This is a genomic window from Microbacterium sp. PAMC22086, assembly GCF_019443525.1.
In the GTDB taxonomy this organism is placed as follows: Bacteria; Actinomycetota; Actinomycetes; order Actinomycetales; family Microbacteriaceae; genus Microbacterium; species Microbacterium maritypicum.
Genome location: NZ_CP080380.1, coordinates 2263668 through 2284301, shown reverse-complemented (window position 1 = coordinate 2284301; position 20634 = coordinate 2263668). Strand labels below are relative to the sequence as shown.

Below are 20634 nucleotides of genomic sequence, written 5' to 3'. Positions count from 1 at the left end.
ACGTCCGCGCGGTACATTCGGGAGGTGGCTGCACGTGCTGGTACTCGGTCCTCGGCTCTTCGGAGCCCCGCTCAGATCCCGGCGCGCGCCCTGGGTGAAGCGGATGCCCCCGGTGCGCTGCGGACGACCCGCATCCCTCTGCTCGATCCTTCCCCGGCTGTTCCGGGCGGATTCGCGCCGAAGGCCTTCGTCGGGGAGATCGTTCCGTTCAGCGTGATCGCGTTCCGTGAGGGGCACGACATGATCGGCGTGCACCTCCGGCTCACGTCGCCATCCGGCGAAGAGAGCCTGCACCGACTCTCCCCCCTCGACGACGGTACGGACACCTGGACCACAGACATCGCCCTCGACGAGCAGGGGGCGTGGCTCTTCCGGTTCGAGGCGTTCTCCGACGACTTCGCGACCTGGGCACATGCGGCAGAGCTGAAGGTGGCGGCCGGTGTCGATGTACCGGTGATGGCCGCGCTCGGCGTCGATCTGCTCACCCGTGCCGCCGCGGAGAAGGACCGCCCCGCGGCACAGCGCAAGCGGCTGCTCGCCGAGGCCGCCTCGCTGCGCGACGGCGACGCCGCGACCACCATCGCCGTGTCGACGGACGCCGGACTCGCTCAGGTCTTCCGGGACCGCCCCGTCAGGACTCTGCGCTCCGCCGGACGCACGCAGAGCCTGAACGCCGACCGGCGCGCAGCCGGTGTCGGCGCCTGGTACGAGTTCTTCCCCCGATCCGAAGGTGCGAAGCGCCTGAAGGACGGCACCGTGAAGAGCGGCACCTTCCGCACGGCCACGAGACGGTTGCCCGAGGTCGCAGCCATGGGATTCGATGTCGTGTACCTGGTGCCGATCCATCCGATCGGGAGCACCAACCGCAAGGGACGCAACAACACGCTCACCACCGAGCCCGGCGATCCGGGCTCGCCCTACGCGATCGGCGCCGCAGACGGTGGTCACGACGCCATCCACCCCGAGTTGGGCACAGCCCAAGACTTCCGCGCCTTCGTGCGCGCGGCGCGGAAAGAGGGACTCGAGATCGCTCTCGATCTCGCCCTCCAGGCCTCCCCCGACCACCCCTGGGTGAGGGAACACCCGGAGTGGTTCACGACTCTCCCCGACGGGACGATCGCGTACGCCGAGAACCCGCCGAAGAAGTACCAGGACATCTACCCGCTGAACTTCGACAACGATCCCGCCGGCATCTATGCCGAGATGCTGCGGGTCGTGCAGCACTGGGTCGCGCAGGGCGTGAAGATCTTCCGCGTGGACAACCCGCACACCAAGCCGTTGCAGTTCTGGGAGTGGCTCATCGCGGAGGTGAATGCGGTCGACCCCGACGTGATCTTCCTCGCTGAGGCGTTCACCCGGCCGGCAGTCATGCGCGCGCTCGCCGCCGTGGGGTTCCAGCAGAGCTACAGCTACTTCACCTGGCGCAACACCAAGGCCGAGCTCGAGGAGTTCCTCACCTCGGTGTCCCACGAGACCTCCGACTACATGCGTCCGAACCTCTTCGTGAACACGCATGACATCCTCACCGAGTACCTGCAGTTCGGAGGCCGGGCCGCCTATCGCATCCGCGCCTGCATCGCCGCGACGGCAGGCCCCGTGTACGGCGTGTATGCCGGATACGAGCTGTTCGAAAACGTCGCAAGGCCCGGATCCGAAGAGAACATCGACAACGAGAAGTACGAATACAAGTTCCGCGACTGGGCGGGGGCCGAAGCCCGCGGTGAGTCCCTCGCTCCCCTGCTGCGGCGACTGAACGAGATCCGCGCCGCGCACCCCGCGTTGCAGCAGCTGCGCAACTTCCGCACGCACTGGAGCGACGACGACGCCGTCCTCGTCTACAGCAAGCACCTGGCGGCGCCGTTCACCGGCACCGGACGTGCGGACACGATCATCGTCGTCGCCAATGTCGACCCGCACTCGGTGCGTGAGACGACCGTGCACCTCGACACGACGCAGTGGGGCGTCCCGCTGGGCGAGCCCTTCGAGGTGGAGGATCTCCTCACGGGTGCGGTCTGGACCTGGAGCGACCACAACTACGTGCGGCTCGACGCCTTCGCCGAGCCGGTGCACATCCTGAAGGTGAGGGACCGATCATGAGCTACACGGAAGACGTCGCCGCATCCACCGAATGGGAGGCGATCTCCTCAGCCACCCACCATGACCCGCATTCCGTGCTCGGCGCGCACGCGCACAAGGACGCCGCGGATCGCACCGTCACGGCTATCCGCGTGCGACGGCCTCTCGCCTCCGAGGTCGCCGCCGTCTTCGGGGACGGCAGCCGACTGGAGCTCACCCACGTCGCGCACGGCATCTGGGAGGGGCAGCACAGCGGCCCTCCACTCCCCTATCGGATCGCGACCCGATACTCGGACCACGACGAGACGTTGTCCGGGGACCCGTACCGCCATGGGCCGACCCTCGGCGACCTCGACCTGCACCTCATCGCCGAAGGACGTCACGAACGTCTCTGGGAGGCGCTGGGGGCGCATGTGCGCACGTCCGACGGGGAGATCGGCGTCTCGTTCTCCGTCTGGGCCCCGAACGCCACTGCCGTGCGCGTGGTGGGTGACCACAACGACTGGAACGGCGAGGCCCACGCGATGCGCTCGATGGGCGTCAGCGGCGTCTGGGAGATCTTCATCCCGGGACTCCCGGTCGGCACCAGGTACAAGTACCAGATCCGCACCCGCGACGGCGCGTGGATCCTCAAGGCCGACCCGATGGCGCTGGCCGCTGAAGTGCCGCCCGCCACGGCATCGCTCGTCGCGACCTCCGCTCACACCTGGTCCGACGGGGCATGGATGACGCGAAGGGCGGCCACCCACGCCGTCGCCCAGCCGCTGTCGATCTACGAGATCCACGTCGGCTCGTGGCGCGAAGGGCTCGGCTATCGCGAGATCGCGGATCCTCTGATCCAGCACGTGACCGATGCGGGCTTCACGCACGTCGAGTTCATGCCGCTGGCGGAGCATCCGTTCGGCGGATCGTGGGGATATCAGGTCAGCGGATACTACGCACCCACGAGTCGCTTCGGCAGCCCGGATGACCTGCGCTACCTGATCGACCGGCTGCACCAGGCGGGTATCGGCGTGATCATGGACTGGGTCCCCGGCCACTTCCCCAAGGACGCCTTCGCCCTCGCGCGCTTCGACGGCCAGCCGCTCTACGAGCACCCGGATCCTCGCCGCGGAGAGCACCAGGACTGGGGAACGCTCATCTTCGACTACGGCCGCCCCGAAGTCCGGGGGTTCTTGGTCGCCAACGCCCTGTACTGGCTCAAGGAGTTCCACGTCGACGGTCTCCGCGTCGATGCCGTCGCCTCGATGCTGTACCTCGACTACTCCCGCGAGCCCGGCGAATGGGAGCCGAACATCCACGGCGGGCGCGAGAACCTCGAGGCGATCCGCTTCCTGCAGGAAGTCAACGCCACCGCGTACCGGCTGCATCCCGGAATCCTCATGATCGCCGAAGAGTCCACCAGCTTCCCCGGAGTCACCGCGCCGACCGATCACGCCGGTCTGGGCTTCGGCTTCAAGTGGAACATGGGCTGGATGAACGACTCGCTGCAGTACATCTCGCGGGACCCGATGTACCGGGGCCACCACGAGGGCGAGATGACATTTTCCTTCGTGTATGCGTTCGGCGAGAACTATCTGCTCCCGATCAGTCATGATGAGGTCGTCCACGGCAAGGGCAGCCTGCTCGCGAAGATGCCCGGGGACCATTGGCACAAGCTGGCGAACGTGCGCGCGTATCTGGCCTACATGTGGGGGCATCCGGGCAAGAAGCTGCTCTTCATGGGGCAGGAGTTCGGCCAGCTCGCCGAATGGTCGGAGGGAAGGCAGCTGGACTGGTGGCTCCTCGATCAGCCCTCCCATGCCCAGCTGCAGGATTTCGTCGGCGTGATGAACCACACGTACCGGGCTCAGGCTCCCCTGTGGGAGCGGGACAACGACGCGTCGTCGTTCAGCCGTCTCGGCGCGCCGAGCTGGGACCCGACGGTGATCGCCTTCGAACGACGTGACGCCCACGGCGGGCGTCTGGTCGTCATCAGCAACTTCGCCGGAGTGGAGCGCACTGGGTACCAGCTCGCGCTTCCGCGGGAGGGCGTGTGGCAGGAGGTGCTCAACACGGATGCCGCCGACTACGGCGGACGCGGATCGGGCAACCTCGGACTGGTCTACGCGAAGCCGTCAGACGGCGCCGCACCGGTGGCCACTCTGACGCTGCCCGCGCTGTCGACACTCTGGCTGCGTCACCAGTCCGACGCCCACGTGCCGACCGTGAGCCACGGCTGATCGCGCGTCGGCGCCTGCCGCGCTGCTGTTCTAGAACAGCAGCGACGAGAGACGGTTGCGCGCCGACACCACACGCGGATCCTCCGCGCCGATGAGCCCGAAGAGCTCCACCAGACGCTCCCGCACGGGTGCGCGCTGGTCGGACGGGAGCTGCGCGAACAGGTCGAGCAGACGACCGAAAGCGTCATCGACGTGCCCGCCGGCGAGGTCGAGGTCAGCCACGTCGAACTGCGCCTGGACATCGAGAGGGGCTTCGGCGGCCGCGGCCCGTGCCGACTGAAGGTCGAGCCCCTGCACACGGTCGAGAAGACGCACCTGTCCGAGACCAGCGAGCGCATCCTCGTCGCGAGGGTTCTCCGCGAGGGCCTTCTCGTACGCCTTGATGGCGGCCGCGTAGTCACCGACTTCGATTGCTGCAAAGGCCTCTGCGTGCAGCGGAGGAAGCTCCGGCTCCGCAGCAGGCGCGGGTTCCGCGCCCGCCTCTGCGACCGAGAGTGTTCCGGTCACGCCATTCTGCGCCGCCACCTGAAGCAACTGTGCGAACACGTCGCGCACCTGCTGCTCCGGGACGGCACCGGTGAACATCGGCACCGGCTGACCCGCGATGAGGGCCACGACCATCGGGATGGACTGCGCACGGAAGCTCTGCGCGAGCTGCGGGTTCGCATCCACATCGACTTTGGCGAGCAAGACGCGCCCGCCGAGCTCGCGCGTCACCTTCTCGATGATCGGACTCAGCTGCTTGCAGGGACCGCACCACTCCGCCCACAGGTCGACGACCACGGGAACGGTACGCGAGAGCTCGAGAATCTGTCCGAAGGTCTCATCGGTGGCGTCCACGACGAGATCGACGACCCCGGGAGCCGGCTCGCCCTCGGCAGGCGGTGTCGGTCGGTTGCGCAGGCTCGACAGGTCTACGGCGCCGCGGAGTGCGGCGGGAGAGATCTCACTCATTTGATCACCTTCACGGACAGGAGGTCCTGGTGTGCTGCCAGGAGGCGGATCTGCTCCGTCGATCCCTTGGCGGGGACCGAGAAGAACAGCTGGAACTCGTAAGTCGTCTCGACGCCCTTCGCGGACTCGGTCGCGTCGGTGAGCGCCTTGGCCTGGGCGTTGTCGCCGAAACGGATCGACACGTCTTCTCCCGTCGGCGTCACGGTCTCGGTATCGGTGAGGGTGACCGCGACGATCGCGCCGCTGTCGAGAGTCGTCATCGAGATGGGCGCGTCCGTCGTCGAGGCCATGTCGAACGCGGCCTTCGACGTGTCGGCAGCACCCTTGTCCGCGAGCGCCTGGATCACGGCCTGACGGCTGTCGGTGATCGATTTCGCGTAGCTGAGCGCCAGATCGTCGAACGTATCGTACGACTCGCTCTGCTCTCCCTGATCCACCACGTCGGCGAAGGTCGCGGCGAGGTCGGCGGGCGCGATGGTGAGGAAAGCGGAGTCGGACGGGACGAGAGACGTCCCGAGCCACGCGGCGGCGACCTCGGGGAAGACCGCGTCAGCCGACATCTCGGCGATGTTCGAGACCTTGTAGTTCGACCAGGGGTCTGCCTGCGTCATCGTCAACACGACGGGAGGCACGGTGTCATCGCCGGTCTTCGACAGCATGAGCACGGTGCGCGGCCACTGGTCGGTCGACTCCGGGAGCACCACCTCGACGTCATCGGTCGGGATCGCTGCGGGAGGCGCCGTGTCCGGGAGCTTCGTCCGCAGGGCATACTCGGTGGTCCGCGCAGCGAGCGCCGGTCCCTCGAAACGTGTGGAGAGAAGGTCGAGGTCGAGTGCCGCGTCGGCTTCGCTGACAGTGCCGGCGAGCGACTTCAGGATGCGCTTGGCCTGTGCCTCCGTGACAGCGGGCGGCTTCTGGTTCTCCGGCGCGATCACCGTCGGGCTGGGTGACGGGGTGGGCGAGGCCTCCCCCAGCTGCGGCCAGGAATCCGACGAGCACCCGGCGGCGAGAATGGCCGTGAGCCCCAGAACCGGGAGTGCCAGCATGCGTCGTCGCCGAGGGGCCGGCGCCACGCGCATGGAGGTCTTGGCGTCGGGATTCTTGTTCTCGTCCACGATCTCCGCTTCTTCGACGTCTCCGCCTGCCGGTGCGGCGCTCTCGGGCGGAGACGCGCTGACGGCAGATCCGGACTCCTCGATCGCCGCACGCTCCGACGGAGGAAGCACGGCGATGTCGATCGGCTCGGTCGCGGGCAGCGGGCCGGGTCCCTTGCGTCGGGGTCCGCGTCCGCGGCGCTGGTGGCGGATCGCGAGCACGTACAGGATGAGGCCGAGCAACAGCACGATGCCGCCGGCGACCATGAGGGGTCCGGCCCACGGTGTCGAGTTGTCGAGCGGCCAGGAAACCACGATGTCGTCCGGCGCATCAGCGGTGCCGTCATAGGTGATCAGCAGGCTCGTGCCCTCGGGCAGCTGCATGTTGTCGGCGACGAGACGGTTGTCTTCGTCGAACGAGTCGAGCCAGAGGTCGGATCCCCGCGGATCGCGCCCTGCGGAACCGGCATCGCCCTCCGCCGGAGCGTCGGTCGCGCCGTCTTCGCTCGCCTCGGTCTCCGCTTCGACATGCTCGACGGCCAGATCGCCGCTCTTCTTAAGAGTGACCTGGTTGTAGTCGGAGTCGGCGAGCCAGGCCTTCATGTCGGCGGTCCGACCGTAGCTCCCGAAGATCTCGCCCTGTCCGCGAACGATCAGGGTCTGCGCGCCGGGATTCGCGCGGAGGACATCGCCGTCGATGAGCACGAACGGCGCCGGTTCGCTGATCTCGACCTGGGTCTTCTGAGTGTCAGGTCCCATGAAGATGGTGCGCTGGGCTATCCCCGCACCGATCAGCACCGCAGCCAGCACGAAGGCCACCACGGCCCATACGAAACGCACGAATAGTCTCCTCACGCATCACCGGCACCTGCCTGCGACGCAACACTCGACATTTCAGACTAGCGAAATCAGCTGTGTGTTGCCCACGAGCAGGTGCAGTGCCCGCTGGATCGGCACGTCGTCGGTGCCGGGGCCGGACGGCTGGGTAATCTTGCTGCAGCCGTCACGAGGAGTCTGCACATGAAGATCCACAATCCCTTCCGCACCGCCCTGGTGGCGACGCTCGGCGTGGGGTTGGGCATCCTGCTGATCAACAGTGTGGAGAATCTGTCCACCGTGCTGCTGTACCTCGGCACCGCGCTGTTCCTGAGTCTGGGCCTCGATCCTCTCGTATCGTTCCTCGAGCGTCGACGGCTTCCGCGCTGGGCGGCCGTCCTCGTGACGATCCTGGCGGTACTCGGTGTCTTCGCGGGGATCGTACTCATCGTGCTGCCGGTGCTCGTGGATCAGATCTCCCAGTTGGTCGCCCAGATCTCGGCGATCGTGCAGCGAGGAAACTTGATCCCTGACCTCAAGGAATGGATCCAGGACGCCTTCCCGAACTTGCTCGTCGATGACGTGTTCACCTACATCACCAACTGGCTGACGAGCAATCTCGCGGAGATCGGCGGATCCATCGGCCAGGGTGTGCTCGTCGCCAGTGGCGCCGTGCTCGGTGGCCTGTTCGGCGCGTTCATCGTGCTCATCCTGACGATCTACCTGACGGCCTCGACGCCCTCCCTCAAGCGAGCCGTCTACCAGCTCGCCCCGGCGTCCAAGCGCGACCGCTTCATCGATCTGTCCGAGCAGATCACCGACTCCGTGGGCTACTACGTCATGGGCCAGGTCTCGCAGGGCGTCCTCAACGGTGTGCTGAGTGCGGTCTATCTCTCCATCATCGATGCACCGTTCCCGGCCGTCCTCGCCGTGATCGCGTTCTTCTTCTCGCTCATCCCCCTCGTCGGAACCTTGACGGGTTCGACGATCATCGTGCTCGTCTGCTTGATCCCCGGGCTCGGATCGCCGGCGACGGCCATCGCCGCCGCGATCTACTACCTGATCTACATGCAGATCGAGGCCTACATCATCTCCCCACGCATCATGAGCCGTGCCGTCTCGGTGCCGGGAGCCGTCGTCGTCGTCGCCGCCCTCGCCGGAGGAAGCCTCCTGGGGCTGCTGGGCGCGCTCATCGCGATCCCCGTAGCGGCGAGCATCCTGATCATCTACCGTCAGGTGCTCATCCCCCGAATGAACGAGCTCTGATCCGAGGCAGTGGCCGCTTCGTCGTCGAACTGAGCGGCCATCGTCAGCTGCGTGTAGTCCGTGAGCCACAGCCCTCCAGCTCCCGCGTCGACGGTACTCACCGCTTCACGCAAGGTCGGAGCGCCAGCGTGATGGTCTGCCACCGCTACGGCCCCATCAGCATCGTCCGGGCCGGGGTAGGCGACGAACAGGGAGCCCCCGCGCATCACGGCAGCACACTAGCCGAGCGCGGTCTCAGCGCGCCGATAGATCCCACCGTCGGAGACGCCTACTCGGCGACCGGCCACTGCGTCGCGAGAGGCAGGGCTGAGGGATTCACCGCCGCCACGATCTCCGTGAGCACTCGCCGCGTCTGCGTCTCGCCCACCCAGAGGTGCTTCCCGCCATCCACCGCGATCAGGGTGGCGTGCGGAATCGCTGCGAATCGTTCCCGAGCCTCTGGCGGGCGCAGGTAGTCGTCGAGCTCCGGCACCAGGACGATCACGGGGAGTCCGGTCGCCGCCCAGGCGGCGACCTCCTCCGGCGTCGCGCGGTGGAGGGGCGGCGAGAGGAGGATGATCCCCTCGATGTCGTGGTCCCGGCCGTACTTCAGTGCGAGTTCGGTACCGAAGGACCACCCCAGAAGCCAGGGACGCGGAAGCGCGCGATCACGGACGAAGTCCATGGCCGCCGCGACGTCGTGCCTCTCGGCAGCCCCGCCGTCGAAGGCGCCATCGCTCGTGCCTCGGGGGGAGGTGGTCCCCCGTGTGTTGAAACGCAGGACGGCGAGGTCCGCGAGCGCGGGGAGGCGAGCGGCGGCCTTGCGGATGATGTGCGAGTCCATGAAGCCACCGGCCGTCGGCAGCGGGTGCAGCGTCACGAGGGTCGCCGTCGGCGGTACGTGCTCCGGCACGGAGAGCTCTCCGACCAGCGTCAGACCGTCAGCGGTCTTCAGCTCGATGTCTTCGCGTCGCGCCGGCAGCTCCAGCGGTCCTCGGATCTCGATGCTCATGCAAGTCTCCAACAGTGTGTGTGCCAATGCCGACGTGCGGCGAGGTCGGCCGCGTCACCGAGCACCCCGTCTGCGCGCCAGGTGACCAGATGTGCCGTACCGGCCTCGATCCCCCGCCCGCATCCGGGGCAGAGGTACTCCTTCTGCGCCTGCGCCGCGGACACGGGCTGCACGGTCCACTCACCACCGCGCCGGGTCTCCGTGCGCTTCCAGCCGGCGAGAAGACGATCGAAGGAGTCTTCGGGCTCAGGGCGCGCCGAAGGGCGTCTGCGGGAGCGGGGCATGGTGCCTGCTCACCACCAGTGGTTGTTGATCCAGAAGTTGTAGGCCCCCGACCAGCTGCCGTAGCGTCCGGTGGCATAGCCGGTCGCCCAACGAAGGTTGTCGACCGGGTCATACCCGTTACCTGGCACCTTGCTGCAGGGAAGCGCCTGCACGAGACCGCAGGCGCCCGACGACTTGTTCGTCGCGTTCGGGTTCCAACCGCTCTCCCGCGAGACGATGTAGTCGACATACTGCCGGTCGCTCTCCGCGATACCGGCTGCCGCCATCCACTCCGCAGGGGCTCCGCCGCCGGTGTAGGGCGGAAGGGAGCCACCCGACGAACCACCGGACGAGCCCCCTCGTGGCGCAGCCGCGACGGTGGGTTCCGGAGCGGGCTTCGGCTTGACGTACACCTCGAAACTGCCGCGCACGACGGGCGCGATCGCAGCGCCCTCGACCGTGACGGTCAAGTTCTGCGTGTCGGCGAGTGCGAGTGAATACGCCGAATCCGGCGACTCCTGGGGTGCGGGTGCGGCAAGTGCCACTCCGGTCGGTGCGACCAACGCGCCGGCGAAACCGACGACCGCGAGGGCACTGACGACGCTGACGACGCCTCGGCTGCGGGACCGGCGTCGAGCACCCGCGCGCGCGGCGCCACCCTTCGCCGCGGGCACAGGCGAGAGGTCGCTTCTTTCGAGATTCATGTCGTTTCGGGAGTTCACGATGAGGGACAGTCTACGCAACAGAGCCTGGATCGACCATCAGAAACCTCAGCGAACAGCCAGAATCACGTCGATCGTCGCGTCGAGGAGCGCGTCGACCTGCTCTTCGCGATACCCGCCGCGCTGCATGCGGAACGCCGCCGAGCGCAACTGCTCGGCCGTCAACGGATCGCCGTCGCGGAGGTACCGCACGATGCGCGTCGATACATGGTCGACCTCGTCGAGACGGTAGCCGAAGGTGAGCACTCCGGTCCGAGCGAAGCGGTGTCGGCGCGGGCGGGCGAGATGGTCGAGGATGACCTGCGCATCTGCTCTGGCCTGTTCGACCCAGGCGCCCGCTCCCTGCGTGCGCACCACGCGATCGCGCTCGCGCGCCGCGAAGGCATCCTCGACCCGGCCCAGTGCCGCGTCGACGTCGGCGACCACGTAACCGCCCTTCACGAGGGGGAACGACGCGGTGCGGACATCCTCAGCGGTGAGCTCATCACCGCCCGTCTCGAACGCGCGGCGAGCCGACGAGAGGAAGGTGTCCACGGCCGCACGGTGATACCCGCGCACGCGTCCGGAAGTGACCGCGAACGCAGGCGGTGCCTGTGTCGTCTGCACGTCGAGCTCGTCATCGTTCATCACAGAACCACCCAAGGAGAGAAGAGGAAGTACAGGCAGAGCGCGGGAATCGTCGAGGGCAGGATGCTGTCGAGACGGTCGAGCAGCCCGCCGTGCCCCGGCAGCCAGGAGCTCATGTCCTTGATGCCGAGGTCGCGCTTGAGCATCGACTCGCCGAGATCTCCGAGCGTCGCGGACAAGAGGATAGACGCGCCGAAGATCAGTCCGCACCACCACGGCAGCTCCAGGAGGAAGAGCGCCAGCACCACACCCACCGCGAGTGAGGCGACGACGGCACCGCCGAAGCCCTCCCAGGTCTTCTTCGGGCTGATCTTCGGTGCCATGGGGTGACGTCCGAACGCCAGGCCCGCAGCATAGGCGCCCGTATCGGCGGCGACGGCGATCGCGATGAACCCGAGCACCCACCACTGTCCACCCTCCTGCTTGAGGAGGATGAGCGCGATGCCTGCGAGGAAGGGCACGTACACCTGGACGAAGACGCTGATCACCGCGTCGGCGAGCACGTCGCCGTAGGTACGGCCGTCCCTCTCGACCATCTGTGCGATGAGGCGCCAGACGATGACGAAAGCCACCGAGACGAAGAGCATGACCCAGCACAGCCAGGGCTCGGCGAAGTAGGCGGACAGCACGAGGAAGGCGGCTGCGATCAGCTGCGGCACCACGTCGACCCGCCGGCCGGAGCTCCGCAGTGCTCTGGAGAGCTCGTAGACGCCCAGCAGTGCGGCCGCGAGGGCGAACGGCACGAACAGCACCTTCAGGAACAGCAGCGATCCGAGCAGCGCAGCGCCGAACGCGAGACCGATCAGGATCGCGAGGATCAGATCCCGCCCCGTGCGCTCCTTGATGCGTTCGTTCGCCTGGTCGAGCTGGTCGCGCGCGTGGGAGACATGGGTGCCCAGCTCATCCCGCGCCGCACGCCATTGCTCGCGGATCGCATTGTGATCCGCCGTGTCCAATGGGGAGGCGTGACCCGCTGCCGAACCATCCGGAGACACCGGCAGCGGGGGGCGCGGAGGAACGGCGGCGGCGTCGAAGGACGGGAATGCCTCGTCCCCGAGCGGGACGCTGTCGGACGGCGGGCCGTCGTGCGCGTCGTGACGCGTGAACGGCTTGTCGTCCTCGGCATCTCGCGTTTCGTCAGACATCCTGACTACACCTCGAGGAGTTCTGCCTCTTTGCGCTTCAGCGCGTCATCGATGAGCTCGACGTGCTGACGCGTCAGGACGTCGAGCTCCTTCTCGCCGCGCGCGATCTCATCCTCGCCGAGCTCGCTCTTGAGCGCGTCCAGCTCGTCCTTCGCCTTGCGACGGATGCCGCGGACGTGGACCTTCGCGTCCTCGGCCTTGGTCTTGACGAGCTTGACGTACTCCTTGCGACGCTCCGCCGTGAGCTCCGGAATCGTCACGCGAACGAGGTTGCCGTCGTTCGTGGGATTGGCACCGAGGTTCGGCATGTCGCGGATGGCCTGCTCGATCGCCTTCAGCGCCGACTTGTCGTACGGCGTGATGATGAGCGTGCGTGCCTCCTGGTTCGCCAGTGAAGCGAGCTGCGCGATCGGGGTGGGAGTGCCGTAGTAGTCCACGAGAACCTTCTGGAACATCTGCGGGTTCGCACGACCGGTGCGCACCGTGGAGAAGTCCTCCTTGGCAGCTTCGACCGCCCGGTTCATACGAGTGGTGGTTTCAGCGAGGACGTCCGCGATCACGGTGACTCCTATCGTCGGGGTGTTATGCAAATTCTATCGGGCGAAGTCGTCTCCGCCGTGTCACACGCTCAGGCGGTGACGAGGGTTCCGATCGGCTCGCCGAGAAGCGCACGGGTCACGTTGCCCGCCGGCTCCATGCCGAACACCCGCATGTCCATGCTGTTGTCCATGCACAGGCTGAACGCCGTGGAGTCGACGACCTTGAGACCGCGCTGCAGGGCGTCGCGATAGGTCACGCGCTCGATGCGCTCCGCGTCGGCGTGCTTGTTCGGGTCGGCGGTGTAGATCGCGTCGACGCCGTTCTTGGCGACGAGCACCTCGTCCGCACCGATCTCGAGAGCGCGCTGCGCGGCGACGGTGTCGGTGGAGAAGTACGGGAGGCCTGCACCGGCACCGAAGATGACGACGCGACCCTTCTCGAGGTGGCGTTCGGCGCGACGCGGAATGTACGGCTCGGCGACCTGCGTCATCGAGATCGCCGACTGCACGCGGGTGGCGGCTCCGGCCTGCTCCAGGAAGTCCTGCAGCGCGAGGGCGTTCATGACCGTGCCCAGCATGCCCATGTAGTCGGCGCGTCCGCGGTCCATACCGCGCTGGCTCAGCTCGGCTCCGCGGAAGAAGTTGCCCCCACCGACGACGATCGCGACCTCGACGCGGTCGACGGCGGCCGCGATGTCGCGCGCGATCTGGGACACCACATCGGGGCTGACGCCCAGCTGCCCCGCTCCGAATGCCTCTCCGGAGAGCTTGAGAAGGACGCGGCGGCGTCCGGTGCGTTCAGTCATGGGTGGGTGTGTCCTCTCGTCCCGATTCAAGATAGTGCCTTGGGGGCATGAAGAAGGGGTTCGGATCTTCGCGATCCGAACCCCTTCGACGTTGCTACGCGCCGACCTTGAAGCGCGCGAAGTCCGTCACGGTGATACCGGCGTCCTTCGCCACCTGGGCGACAGAGAGCTTGTTGTCCTTGGCGTAGTCCTGCTCGAGCAGGGCTACCTGCTTGATGAACGCAGAGACGCGGCCCTCGACGATCTTCGGGAGAGCCGCTTCCGGCTTGCCCTCGTTGCGAGAGATCTCGGTGACGATCTCGCGCTCCTTCTCGACCGCGTCGGCAGGAACATCCTCACGCGACAGGTAGGACGGGTTGGCGAACGAGATGTGCTGGGCGATGCTGCGCGCAGTCTCCGCGTCGTCACCCGAGTAGGCGACGACGACGCCGATCTGCGGCGGCAGGTCCTTGCTCGTGCGGTGCAGGTAGACCTCGACCTTGTCGCCGGTGATCGTGCGCACCCGGCGCAGCTCGACCTTCTCGCCGATGATCGCAGCCTCTTCAGAGATGACCTGCTCGACGCTCTTGTCGCCAGCGGTCGCGGCGAGGGCAGCGTCGACCGAGTCGGCCTTCACTGCTGCTGCGGCGTCGGCGACCTTATCGGCCAGCGCGATGAAACGCTCGTTCTTGGCGACGAAGTCGGTCTCGCAAGCGAGCTCGATGAGCGTCACAGCGCCATCCTGCTCACGAGCGACGATCAGTCCCTCGCTGGTCGAGCGGTCAGCGCGCTTCGCGTTGCCCTTCGCACCCTTGAGACGCAGGATCTCGGTGGCCTTCGCGACGTCTCCGTCGGCCTCCTCGAGCGCCTTCTTGGTGTCGACCATTCCGGTGCCGAGCTGCTCACGCAGCGCCTTGAGGTCAGCGATGGTGAAGTTGGCCATGTGTGGTGGCTCCTTGCTTCGTTAGGTGTGTGTACGAGGGGATTACTTGGCGTCAGCAGCTTCGGCGGCGGCGACCTCAGCGGTCTCCTCACCGGAAGCGGCGGCGATCGCCTCGTCGTGAGCCTCAGCACCGGCCTCGTCGGCAGCGGTCTCGTCGGCGGCGGGCGTCTCGACGACGGCAGCAGCGTCATCTGCGGTGACGACCTCGGCGGCGTCAGCGGACTCCTGAACCTCCTGGGCAGGAGTCTCGAGGAGCTCCTTCTCCCAGTCGGCGAGCGGCTCGGCGTCGCCCGTCTCCGGGTTGTGCTTCTGCTGCAGGCCCTCGGCCGCGGCGTCAGCGATGATGCGCGTCAGCAGCGAGACGGAACGGATCGCGTCGTCGTTGCCGGGGATCGGGTACTGGAAGTCGTCCGGGTCGGCGTTCGTGTCGAGGATGCCGATCACCGGGATGCCGAGCTTCTTGGCCTCGTCGATGGCGAGGTGCTCGCGCTTGGCGTCGACGACCCAGATGGCCGACGGCGTCTTCGTGAGGTTGCGGATACCGCCGAGCGACTTGTGCAGCTTGTCGAGCTCGCGCTTCTTGAGGAGCAGCTCCTTCTTCGTGAAGCCGCTGTTCGCCGGGGTCTCGTAGTCGAGCTCCTCGAGCTCCTTCATGCGAGCGAGACGCTTGGAGATCGTCTGGAAGTTGGTGAGGAGTCCACCGAGCCAGCGCTGGTTCACGAAGGGCTGGCCGACACGGGTCGCCTGCTCTGCGAGGATCTCCTGCGCCTGCTTCTTGGTGCCGACGAAGAGGATCGTTCCACCGTGGGCGACGGTCTCCTTGACGAAGTCGTAGGCCTTGTCGATGTACCCCAGCGACTGCTGCAGGTCGATGATGTGGATGCCGCTGCGCTCCGTGAGGATGAAGCGCTTGACCTTCGGGTTCCACCGACGGGTCTGGTGTCCGAAGTGCACGCCGCTGTCGAGCAGCTGGCGGATGGTGACCACAGCCATGGTCGTCTCCTTGTTCTGGCGCGTTCCTGCGCCGTTGAGGTTGCAAGCCGATCGGATGATCGGACTTCCTGGTGCCCGGCTCACGCCCGCCCGCTCGAAGAACAGGACCTGTGGGAATGGATGCCGCGATCTGAATCGCTTTGGGCACGCGTAGTCACCTCGATTTCGAGGTGCTCCCCCAGCATACAGGATCGCGCGTCCACTGACCCTGCACTCACGCTCGCCTGCCTGACTTGTCCCGCAGAGGTGGCCCCGACGTCGCTTCGTACGCGAACGACCGTGCATGAGCGACGAGACTCCTGCCATGCGCGCATCCTCCAGAACCGTCTCCACACTGCTGATGGCGTTCGTCATCGCCGCCTCGTCCCCGTCGGCCGTCACCGGCGCGACCGAAGCCCCGACGCCGGACGACACCGCCGGGGCCCACTGGAGCTGGCCGTTGGCCGGCCCGCGCCTGGTACTGGAGCCCTATCGCGCCCCCGCGCACGAGTACGGAGCCGGGCATCGCGGAGTCGATCTCGGCGCATCCGTCGGCGCGGTGGTGTCCGCTCCGGCCGACGGGACCGTCGCCTTCCGCGGCACCGTGGTGGATCGCCCGATCCTCACCATCGAACACGCGAATGGACTGGTGACCACATTCGAACCGCTTCGCTCCCCCTTGGTTCCGGGTGACGTGGTGGTCTCCGGCGAGGAGATCGGATTCGTCGACGTGGGCGGACACACCTCACCCGGCGCACTGCACCTCGGTGTTCGACGCAACGGCGACTACGTGAACCCCATGCTCTTCTTCGGCGAGGTTCCTCGCGCCGTGCTTCTCCCATGTTGCCTCGCACGCTGAGCGAAGGTGCGCGGAAGACGCCGGCTCACGCCCGCGGATGGGCGAGCCGATAGGTCGCAGTCAGCCGCTCGGTGGAGACATGTGTATAGATCTGCGTCGTTCCGAGGCTCGCATGTCCGAGGATCTCCTGCACGGCCCGGAGATCGGCTCCACCGTCGAGAAGGTGCGTGGCAGCGGTGTGCCGCAAGGCATGAGGGCCGATCGTCTCCGTGCCGACGATCGGAGCGAGCTCACGTGCGACGAGTTCGTACACGGTGCGCGGTCCCACTCTCGCCCCCCGGCTTCCGAGGATCACTGCGGCGGTGAACGTCCGCGACCTGGCCACGAGAACCGGCCTTCCGCGTGTCAGATACGCGGTGAGCGCGTCCCGCGCGGGCGAGCCGTAAGGAACCACGCGCTCCTTAGCTCCTTTGCCGAGCACGCGCGCAGTGCCGCGATCGAGATCGAGGTCGTCGATGTCCAATCCGCACAGTTCCGAGACGCGGATACCGGAGCCGTACAGCAGCTCGAGGATCGCGTGGTCCCGCAGCGCGAGCGCGTCCCCCTCCTCTGCCGCAGCGCGGAGCGTGTCGAGGAGCGCGGACATCACGTCTCGTGAGGCGACCGTCGGGAGCGTCCTCCCCTTCTTCGGCGCGACCAGACGCAGGCTCGGGTCATGGGCGATGAGGGCGCGCTCCTGCGCCCAGCTGAAGAACGATCGGGCCGTGGCTGCCCGCCGCGCCAGCGTCGATCGCGCATCACCCCGCTGCGTCGCACGCCAGAGCCAATCCCGCAGAACCTCCAAATCGACGGCTTCGAGCGGGACGCCCCCTGCCGATGCGTCGAGGTCGCGCAGGTCGGATCGATAGGCCTTCACGGTCGCGGGAGACAGCCGACGCACCCGCTCCAGGTGATCGGCGAACTCGTCTGCCGCGGTCGCGAGATCCATGACTCCAGCTTGCACCGCTCCCCAGATGTCTCAGGCAGCCTCGCCGTCGAGATGCCCGGCAATCAGCGCGATGGGGACGCGGGCGCTCGATACCACCCCCCGCCGTCGAGTGCGACGTCCCCCTCCAGGTGCAGGAGGCCGAGCACCGTCCGGACGCGATCCGGCGACAAACCAGAGCGACGGGCCACCTCATCTATCGGCAGTCGCGACCTGGTTCCCAGGGCGTCGAGAACACGGGTATGGCTCGACTCCCGGACGTGCGCTCCCTGCTCGTATCCGTCGTCGAGCGAGCCGAGCAGTTCTCTCACCTCCCGGGCTGAGGTGACGCATTGCGCGTCATACTCGCGCAGGAGACGATGACATCCGGCCGAAGAAGCCGAGGTCACAGGCCCGGGGACAGCGCCCAGAGGGCGACCGAGAGCAGCCGCGTGACCGGCGGTGTTCAATGATCCGCTGCGCCACCCTGCCTCGACGACGACCGTCGCGTGCCCGAGCGCCGCAATCAGACGGTTCCTCGCAAGAAACCGCCACTTCGTGGGCGCCGCGCCGCAGGGCGGCTCGCTCACGAGCGCCCCCTCCTCCGCTATTCGTCTCAGGAGCGACTGATGTCCGGCCGGGTAGGCACGATCCACTCCCCCAGCGAGAAACGCTATGGTCGCACCCTGTACGCCGAGAGCCGCTCGATGCGCTGCACCATCGATCCCGTAGGCACCGCCCGAGACGATCACCGCCCCGGTAGCAGCGAGATCACCGGCCAGTTCTGTCGCGACGTGTTCGCCGTAGCCGCTGGATGCTCGCGCCCCGACGATCGACACGCGAGGTTCGCGGGTGAGCAGTTCGGTACGACCTCGCACCCAGAGCGCGCTCGGAGCGTGGGGACCGAGGTCTTCCAGAGCAGCCGGCCACGCCACGTCACCGGGGATCACGAGCTTTGCGTCGACGTCGGCGGCGCTGCGCAGAGCAGCGCCCACCGCAAGGGGGTCTGCGCGCGTGCGCCATCGAGCGCGTCCCTCGCGGAGTGCGCGCGACGCGGCGGCGCTCGCACCGCCCGGTGCGAGCAGCGATGAGGAATCTCCGACGGCCAGCGCGAGGGCTTCCACCGCTCCCGCCGACTGGATCAGTGCACCGGCCACCGCGTCACCAGGCTCAGCGATCACCGTCCACGCGGCGCGCGCGATGCACTCCTCCGGGTTCTCCCCCGGATGGATGCGACGCGCGAGATCGCTGATCTCGGACTCGGCCAGCAGCAGGTCGATCATCGCGGCAGCCCCCGTCGAAGGTGCAGTGCGCGTCCGATCTCGTCGATGCCTGGCCGCTCGATCTCCGCCAGATCCGCCATCGTCCAGGCGACGCGCAGAACCCGGTCATAGCCACGGAGCGTGAGAGCCCCGCGCTCCAGCGCGCGATCGAGGGGAGAGCGCGTCACCGCAGGCAGCCGGTGCGGTCCCTGTCGCAACCACGTGCCCGGAACATCGCCGTTACGACGCCAGCGGGTTCCGTTCCATCGGGAGGCTGCCCGCGCCCGAGCGGCAGCGACACGATCACGCGCCTGCGCCGTGGAGAGATCGCCTCTCTTGCCCGCCATCGCTCGCGATGCGGCGACACGGTTCACCTGCAGATCGATGTCGATGCGATCACGGAGCGGTCCGGACAACCGAGTGGAGTATCGCCTGATCGACATGGGAGGGCAGACGCACTCGGCACCGCGAACACCATGATTCCCACACGGGCAGGGGTTCATCGCGAGGTTTTAGACCCACTTCGCGGCGTGTCCAGTGTTCATTGGCTTCACGAGCGGTTTCGCTAGTCGCGTGGATCTCTCAACAGCCGTAGTGCACGCAGGAGCTTGGCGACTCTTTAGATACGAGCAGGTCCGGAGCAACGGCCCAGACGAGGAGGACGTAACCGCGCGGGTGTTCGCGCGATCGTTGCCCTCGATTCCTCCAGGGACGCCCTACTTGTTGAGCCCATCGTTCGAGTACGATCTTGAGCTCAATACCTTTTTCCACTCCGCGGACATGCTGGGCTCGAGCATGTCGACGCGCGTCGGATATGCCGGCGACCTCGTTGCGTTCTTCAACTTTCTCCATACCAATCGCGGCGCCAAGGGCTGGCGCGATGCAACGGCGAATGATCATGAGGCATATTTCGCTTGGCGACGCGAAGACCCCGCCGGAGCGCGCGTCGCCGCCTCAACATGGGACCGAGAGTTAGCTGCCGCAAACCGATTTTTCACATGGCAAGTGCGCGAACGAAATTTGCCTGAAACTCCGATCGCCCAGCGTCAACGACGGATGCACCGGCAGCGGCCAGGGCGGAACAGAACTGCGGACACGACACCCGCGACCCGCTCGCACGGATCGGGTCGTGCAAGAGTCGAGTGGCTGCCGTCGGCCTCTTACCGCCGCTGGCGTGATGTTGGGCTTCGCGGTTACCGTGTAGATGGCCGCCGCAATTCCGCGTTTAGAGGGCGATGGGCAACCCGCAATGGCACCTTCGCCGACATGCTGATCCGCACAGGCCTGCGACTATCAGAACACGCGAGCCTGTTCGCATCGGAAGTGCCCGACCTCGTGCAGCTCGATGGTTTCCACCGCTTCTATCTCCCCGGTGCGATCGCAAAACGTGGTTCTGAACGCTGGGTTTACGTTCCTTCGACTGTTCTTCGTGCGGTACACGAGTACATCAACACGGATCGGTTGGAGGTAGTCGACCGGGCGCGATCGGCCGGCCGATATCGGCTGCGACCCAACAGCTTCATTCTCGAACCAGATGGGCGCCATGCCCGTCTGGCTGGCTCCTCGGAGCGCGTCCGTGTCAGTCTCCTCACCCCCGCGGAACGTCGTCGCACCTTCGTCGAAAGCGCTGGCGGCGTCACGCCTGCGTCTCTCTGGCTCTCAGAAGCTGGAGACCCCATGTCGGTTTCCACCTGGAAGCACATCTTCGGCCAGGCGAACGTACGGTGCGGGCAGCATGGGGTGGATCTTGCTGCAAGCGCGCATACGCTGCGTCATTCGTTCGCCGTCATCACACTCGAGCATCTGCAACGCGGTCACATCGCGGCGCTTCAATCCGCAACTCCGGAACAACGCGGGTACTACGTTCGCATGTTTGGAGACCCGCTCGATTGGGTGCGACGCCTTCTTGGTCACCGCAGCGTTGAAACCACTCAGATCTACTTGCACGCGCTCGCGGAACTCGAGATGCGCACCCGCATGACGCTGATTCCGGAGGAGTGGGAGGACTCACGCGACCCAGACCTACTTGCTCCGGATGTGTCATGAGTCGCGCACCTAGCCGGCGCGGCTCGACAGGCGTTGGGAGGCCGTCGCCTGTTCCGAGCGGACACTATGGCCGGCACTCTGAGGTTCCCGCGGATCAGTCTGCTGTCGTTATGTTCGTCGGTGAAGATGGGCGCAGGCGGAGCTTCG

19 protein-coding genes and 1 pseudogene are annotated in these 20634 nt (G+C 66.9%); 5 read left to right on the top strand and 15 right to left on the bottom strand.

Going from position 1 to position 20634, the window contains the following annotated elements; genetic code table 11:
* Positions 1 to 24: 24 nt before the first annotated feature.
* Both KY497_RS11345 and glgB read left to right on the top strand, forming a co-directional pair.
* Positions 25 to 2097, top strand: a complete 2073-nt coding sequence (locus KY497_RS11345; RefSeq protein ID WP_258185679.1) for an alpha-1,4-glucan--maltose-1-phosphate maltosyltransferase — start codon at positions 25 to 27, stop codon at positions 2095 to 2097.
* The gene (gene glgB, locus KY497_RS11340; RefSeq protein WP_151486318.1) at positions 2094 to 4298 is read left to right on the top strand and encodes a 1,4-alpha-glucan branching protein GlgB; all 2205 of its coding nucleotides are present in this window, start codon (positions 2094 to 2096) and stop codon (positions 4296 to 4298) included. The genes KY497_RS11345 and glgB overlap by 4 nt, the downstream gene beginning before the upstream one ends.
* 30 nt (positions 4299 to 4328) lie before the next feature.
* Here glgB and KY497_RS11335 read toward each other — a convergent pair whose 3' ends face one another.
* Together KY497_RS11335 and KY497_RS11330 are read right to left on the bottom strand one after the other, a co-directional pair.
* Positions 4329 to 5252 (bottom strand): tetratricopeptide repeat protein, encoded by a 924-nt coding sequence (locus KY497_RS11335; RefSeq protein ID WP_218682342.1) that lies wholly within the window; start codon positions 5250 to 5252, stop codon positions 4329 to 4331.
* Positions 5249 to 7186 (bottom strand): glycosyl transferase, encoded by a 1938-nt coding sequence (locus KY497_RS11330; protein WP_219869066.1) that lies wholly within the window; start codon positions 7184 to 7186, stop codon positions 5249 to 5251. The genes KY497_RS11335 and KY497_RS11330 overlap by 4 nt, the downstream gene beginning before the upstream one ends.
* Positions 7187 to 7366: 180 nt before the next feature.
* Between KY497_RS11330 and KY497_RS11325 the strand changes: the two genes are divergently transcribed.
* Positions 7367 to 8428, top strand: coding sequence for an AI-2E family transporter (locus tag KY497_RS11325; protein ID WP_055868471.1), 1062 nt, complete (start codon positions 7367 to 7369; stop codon positions 8426 to 8428).
* Between the two features lie 268 nt (positions 8429 to 8696).
* Here the strand turns inward: KY497_RS11325 and KY497_RS11320 are convergent, their stop codons facing one another.
* From KY497_RS11320 to rpsB, 9 genes are all read right to left on the bottom strand, one after another.
* Positions 8697 to 9419 (bottom strand): alpha/beta hydrolase, encoded by a 723-nt coding sequence (locus KY497_RS11320; RefSeq protein WP_164743668.1) that lies wholly within the window; start codon positions 9417 to 9419, stop codon positions 8697 to 8699.
* A complete protein-coding gene (locus KY497_RS16740) occupies positions 9416 to 9703 on the bottom strand; it encodes a hypothetical protein (protein ID WP_081603926.1) in 288 nt (95 codons plus the stop codon). Before KY497_RS16740 ends, KY497_RS11320 begins: the two co-directional genes overlap by 4 nt.
* A gap of 9 nt (positions 9704 to 9712) precedes the next feature.
* A complete protein-coding gene (locus KY497_RS11315; protein ID WP_235562512.1) occupies positions 9713 to 10387 on the bottom strand; it encodes a transglycosylase SLT domain-containing protein in 675 nt (224 codons plus the stop codon).
* A gap of 66 nt (positions 10388 to 10453) precedes the next feature.
* Positions 10454 to 11032, bottom strand: coding sequence for a DivIVA domain-containing protein (locus KY497_RS11310; protein WP_055868485.1), 579 nt, complete (start codon positions 11030 to 11032; stop codon positions 10454 to 10456).
* On the bottom strand, positions 11032 to 12177 hold the full coding sequence (locus KY497_RS11305) for a phosphatidate cytidylyltransferase (RefSeq protein ID WP_219869065.1): 1146 nt from the start codon (positions 12175 to 12177) through the stop codon (positions 11032 to 11034). The genes KY497_RS11310 and KY497_RS11305 overlap by 1 nt, the downstream gene beginning before the upstream one ends.
* Before the next feature lie 5 nt (positions 12178 to 12182).
* Positions 12183 to 12737, bottom strand: a complete 555-nt coding sequence (frr, locus tag KY497_RS11300; protein WP_141385996.1) for a ribosome recycling factor — start codon at positions 12735 to 12737, stop codon at positions 12183 to 12185.
* Positions 12738 to 12805: 68 nt separating this feature from the next.
* Positions 12806 to 13522 carry a UMP kinase gene (gene pyrH, locus KY497_RS11295; RefSeq protein ID WP_017830711.1) on the bottom strand — a complete coding sequence of 239 codons (717 nt, stop codon included), beginning with the start codon at positions 13520 to 13522 and terminating at the stop codon, positions 12806 to 12808.
* 94 nt (positions 13523 to 13616) lie between these two features.
* Complete coding sequence (gene tsf / locus KY497_RS11290) at positions 13617 to 14444, bottom strand: translation elongation factor Ts (protein WP_055868491.1); 828 nt, start codon at positions 14442 to 14444, stop codon at positions 13617 to 13619.
* Between the two features lie 42 nt (positions 14445 to 14486).
* Positions 14487 to 15437 carry a 30S ribosomal protein S2 gene (gene rpsB / locus KY497_RS11285; RefSeq protein ID WP_017830713.1) on the bottom strand — a complete coding sequence of 317 codons (951 nt, stop codon included), beginning with the start codon at positions 15435 to 15437 and terminating at the stop codon, positions 14487 to 14489.
* Positions 15438 to 15741: 304 nt separating this feature from the next.
* On the opposite strand from rpsB, the gene KY497_RS11280 reads away from it, so the two are divergent.
* Complete coding sequence (locus KY497_RS11280; protein WP_219869064.1) at positions 15742 to 16275, top strand: murein hydrolase activator EnvC; 534 nt, start codon at positions 15742 to 15744, stop codon at positions 16273 to 16275.
* 25 nt (positions 16276 to 16300) lie between these two features.
* Here KY497_RS11280 and KY497_RS11275 read toward each other — a convergent pair whose 3' ends face one another.
* The 4 genes and pseudogenes from KY497_RS11275 to KY497_RS16735 form a co-directional block, all read right to left on the bottom strand.
* Positions 16301 to 17203, bottom strand: coding sequence for a tyrosine recombinase XerC (locus tag KY497_RS11275; protein WP_141385994.1), 903 nt, complete (start codon positions 17201 to 17203; stop codon positions 16301 to 16303).
* Positions 17204 to 17265: 62 nt separating this feature from the next.
* On the bottom strand, positions 17266 to 18462 hold the full coding sequence (gene dprA, locus KY497_RS11270; RefSeq protein WP_219869063.1) for a DNA-processing protein DprA: 1197 nt from the start codon (positions 18460 to 18462) through the stop codon (positions 17266 to 17268).
* Positions 18459 to 18857, bottom strand: a complete 399-nt coding sequence (locus KY497_RS11265) for a hypothetical protein (protein ID WP_258185970.1) — start codon at positions 18855 to 18857, stop codon at positions 18459 to 18461. The genes dprA and KY497_RS11265 overlap by 4 nt, the downstream gene beginning before the upstream one ends.
* Positions 18858 to 18944, bottom strand: a pseudogene (locus KY497_RS16735) (ATP-binding protein); the annotation flags it as partial.
* A gap of 70 nt (positions 18945 to 19014) precedes the next feature.
* Between KY497_RS16735 and KY497_RS11260 the strand changes: the two are divergent.
* Complete coding sequence (locus KY497_RS11260; RefSeq protein ID WP_219869062.1) at positions 19015 to 20487, top strand: site-specific integrase; 1473 nt, start codon at positions 19015 to 19017, stop codon at positions 20485 to 20487.
* Positions 20488 to 20634: the final 147 nt, after the last annotated feature.

Bases quoted from the DNA above. Each gene is read 5' to 3' on its own strand.
- glgB (WP_151486318.1), top strand. From the start codon at position 2,094: ATGAGCTACACGGAAGACGTCGCCGCATCCACCGAATGGGAGGCGATC.
- KY497_RS11335 (WP_218682342.1), bottom strand. From the start codon at position 5,252: ATGAGTGAGATCTCTCCCGCCGCACTCCGCGGCGCCGTAGACCTGTCG.
- KY497_RS11325 (WP_055868471.1), top strand. From the start codon at position 7,367: ATGAAGATCCACAATCCCTTCCGCACCGCCCTGGTGGCGACGCTCGGC.
- KY497_RS11320 (WP_164743668.1), bottom strand. From the start codon at position 9,419: ATGAGCATCGAGATCCGAGGACCGCTGGAGCTGCCGGCGCGACGCGAA.
- KY497_RS16740 (WP_081603926.1), bottom strand. From the start codon at position 9,703: ATGCCCCGCTCCCGCAGACGCCCTTCGGCGCGCCCTGAGCCCGAAGAC.
- KY497_RS11315 (WP_235562512.1), bottom strand. From the start codon at position 10,387: ATGAATCTCGAAAGAAGCGACCTCTCGCCTGTGCCCGCGGCGAAGGGT.
- KY497_RS11310 (WP_055868485.1), bottom strand. From the start codon at position 11,032: ATGAACGATGACGAGCTCGACGTGCAGACGACACAGGCACCGCCTGCG.
- KY497_RS11305 (WP_219869065.1), bottom strand. From the start codon at position 12,177: ATGTCTGACGAAACGCGAGATGCCGAGGACGACAAGCCGTTCACGCGT.
- pyrH (WP_017830711.1), bottom strand. From the start codon at position 13,522: ATGACTGAACGCACCGGACGCCGCCGCGTCCTTCTCAAGCTCTCCGGA.
- tsf (WP_055868491.1), bottom strand. From the start codon at position 14,444: ATGGCCAACTTCACCATCGCTGACCTCAAGGCGCTGCGTGAGCAGCTC.
- rpsB (WP_017830713.1), bottom strand. From the start codon at position 15,437: ATGGCTGTGGTCACCATCCGCCAGCTGCTCGACAGCGGCGTGCACTTC.
- KY497_RS11280 (WP_219869064.1), top strand. From the start codon at position 15,742: ATGCGCGCATCCTCCAGAACCGTCTCCACACTGCTGATGGCGTTCGTC.
- KY497_RS11275 (WP_141385994.1), bottom strand. From the start codon at position 17,203: ATGGATCTCGCGACCGCGGCAGACGAGTTCGCCGATCACCTGGAGCGG.
- dprA (WP_219869063.1), bottom strand. From the start codon at position 18,462: ATGATCGACCTGCTGCTGGCCGAGTCCGAGATCAGCGATCTCGCGCGT.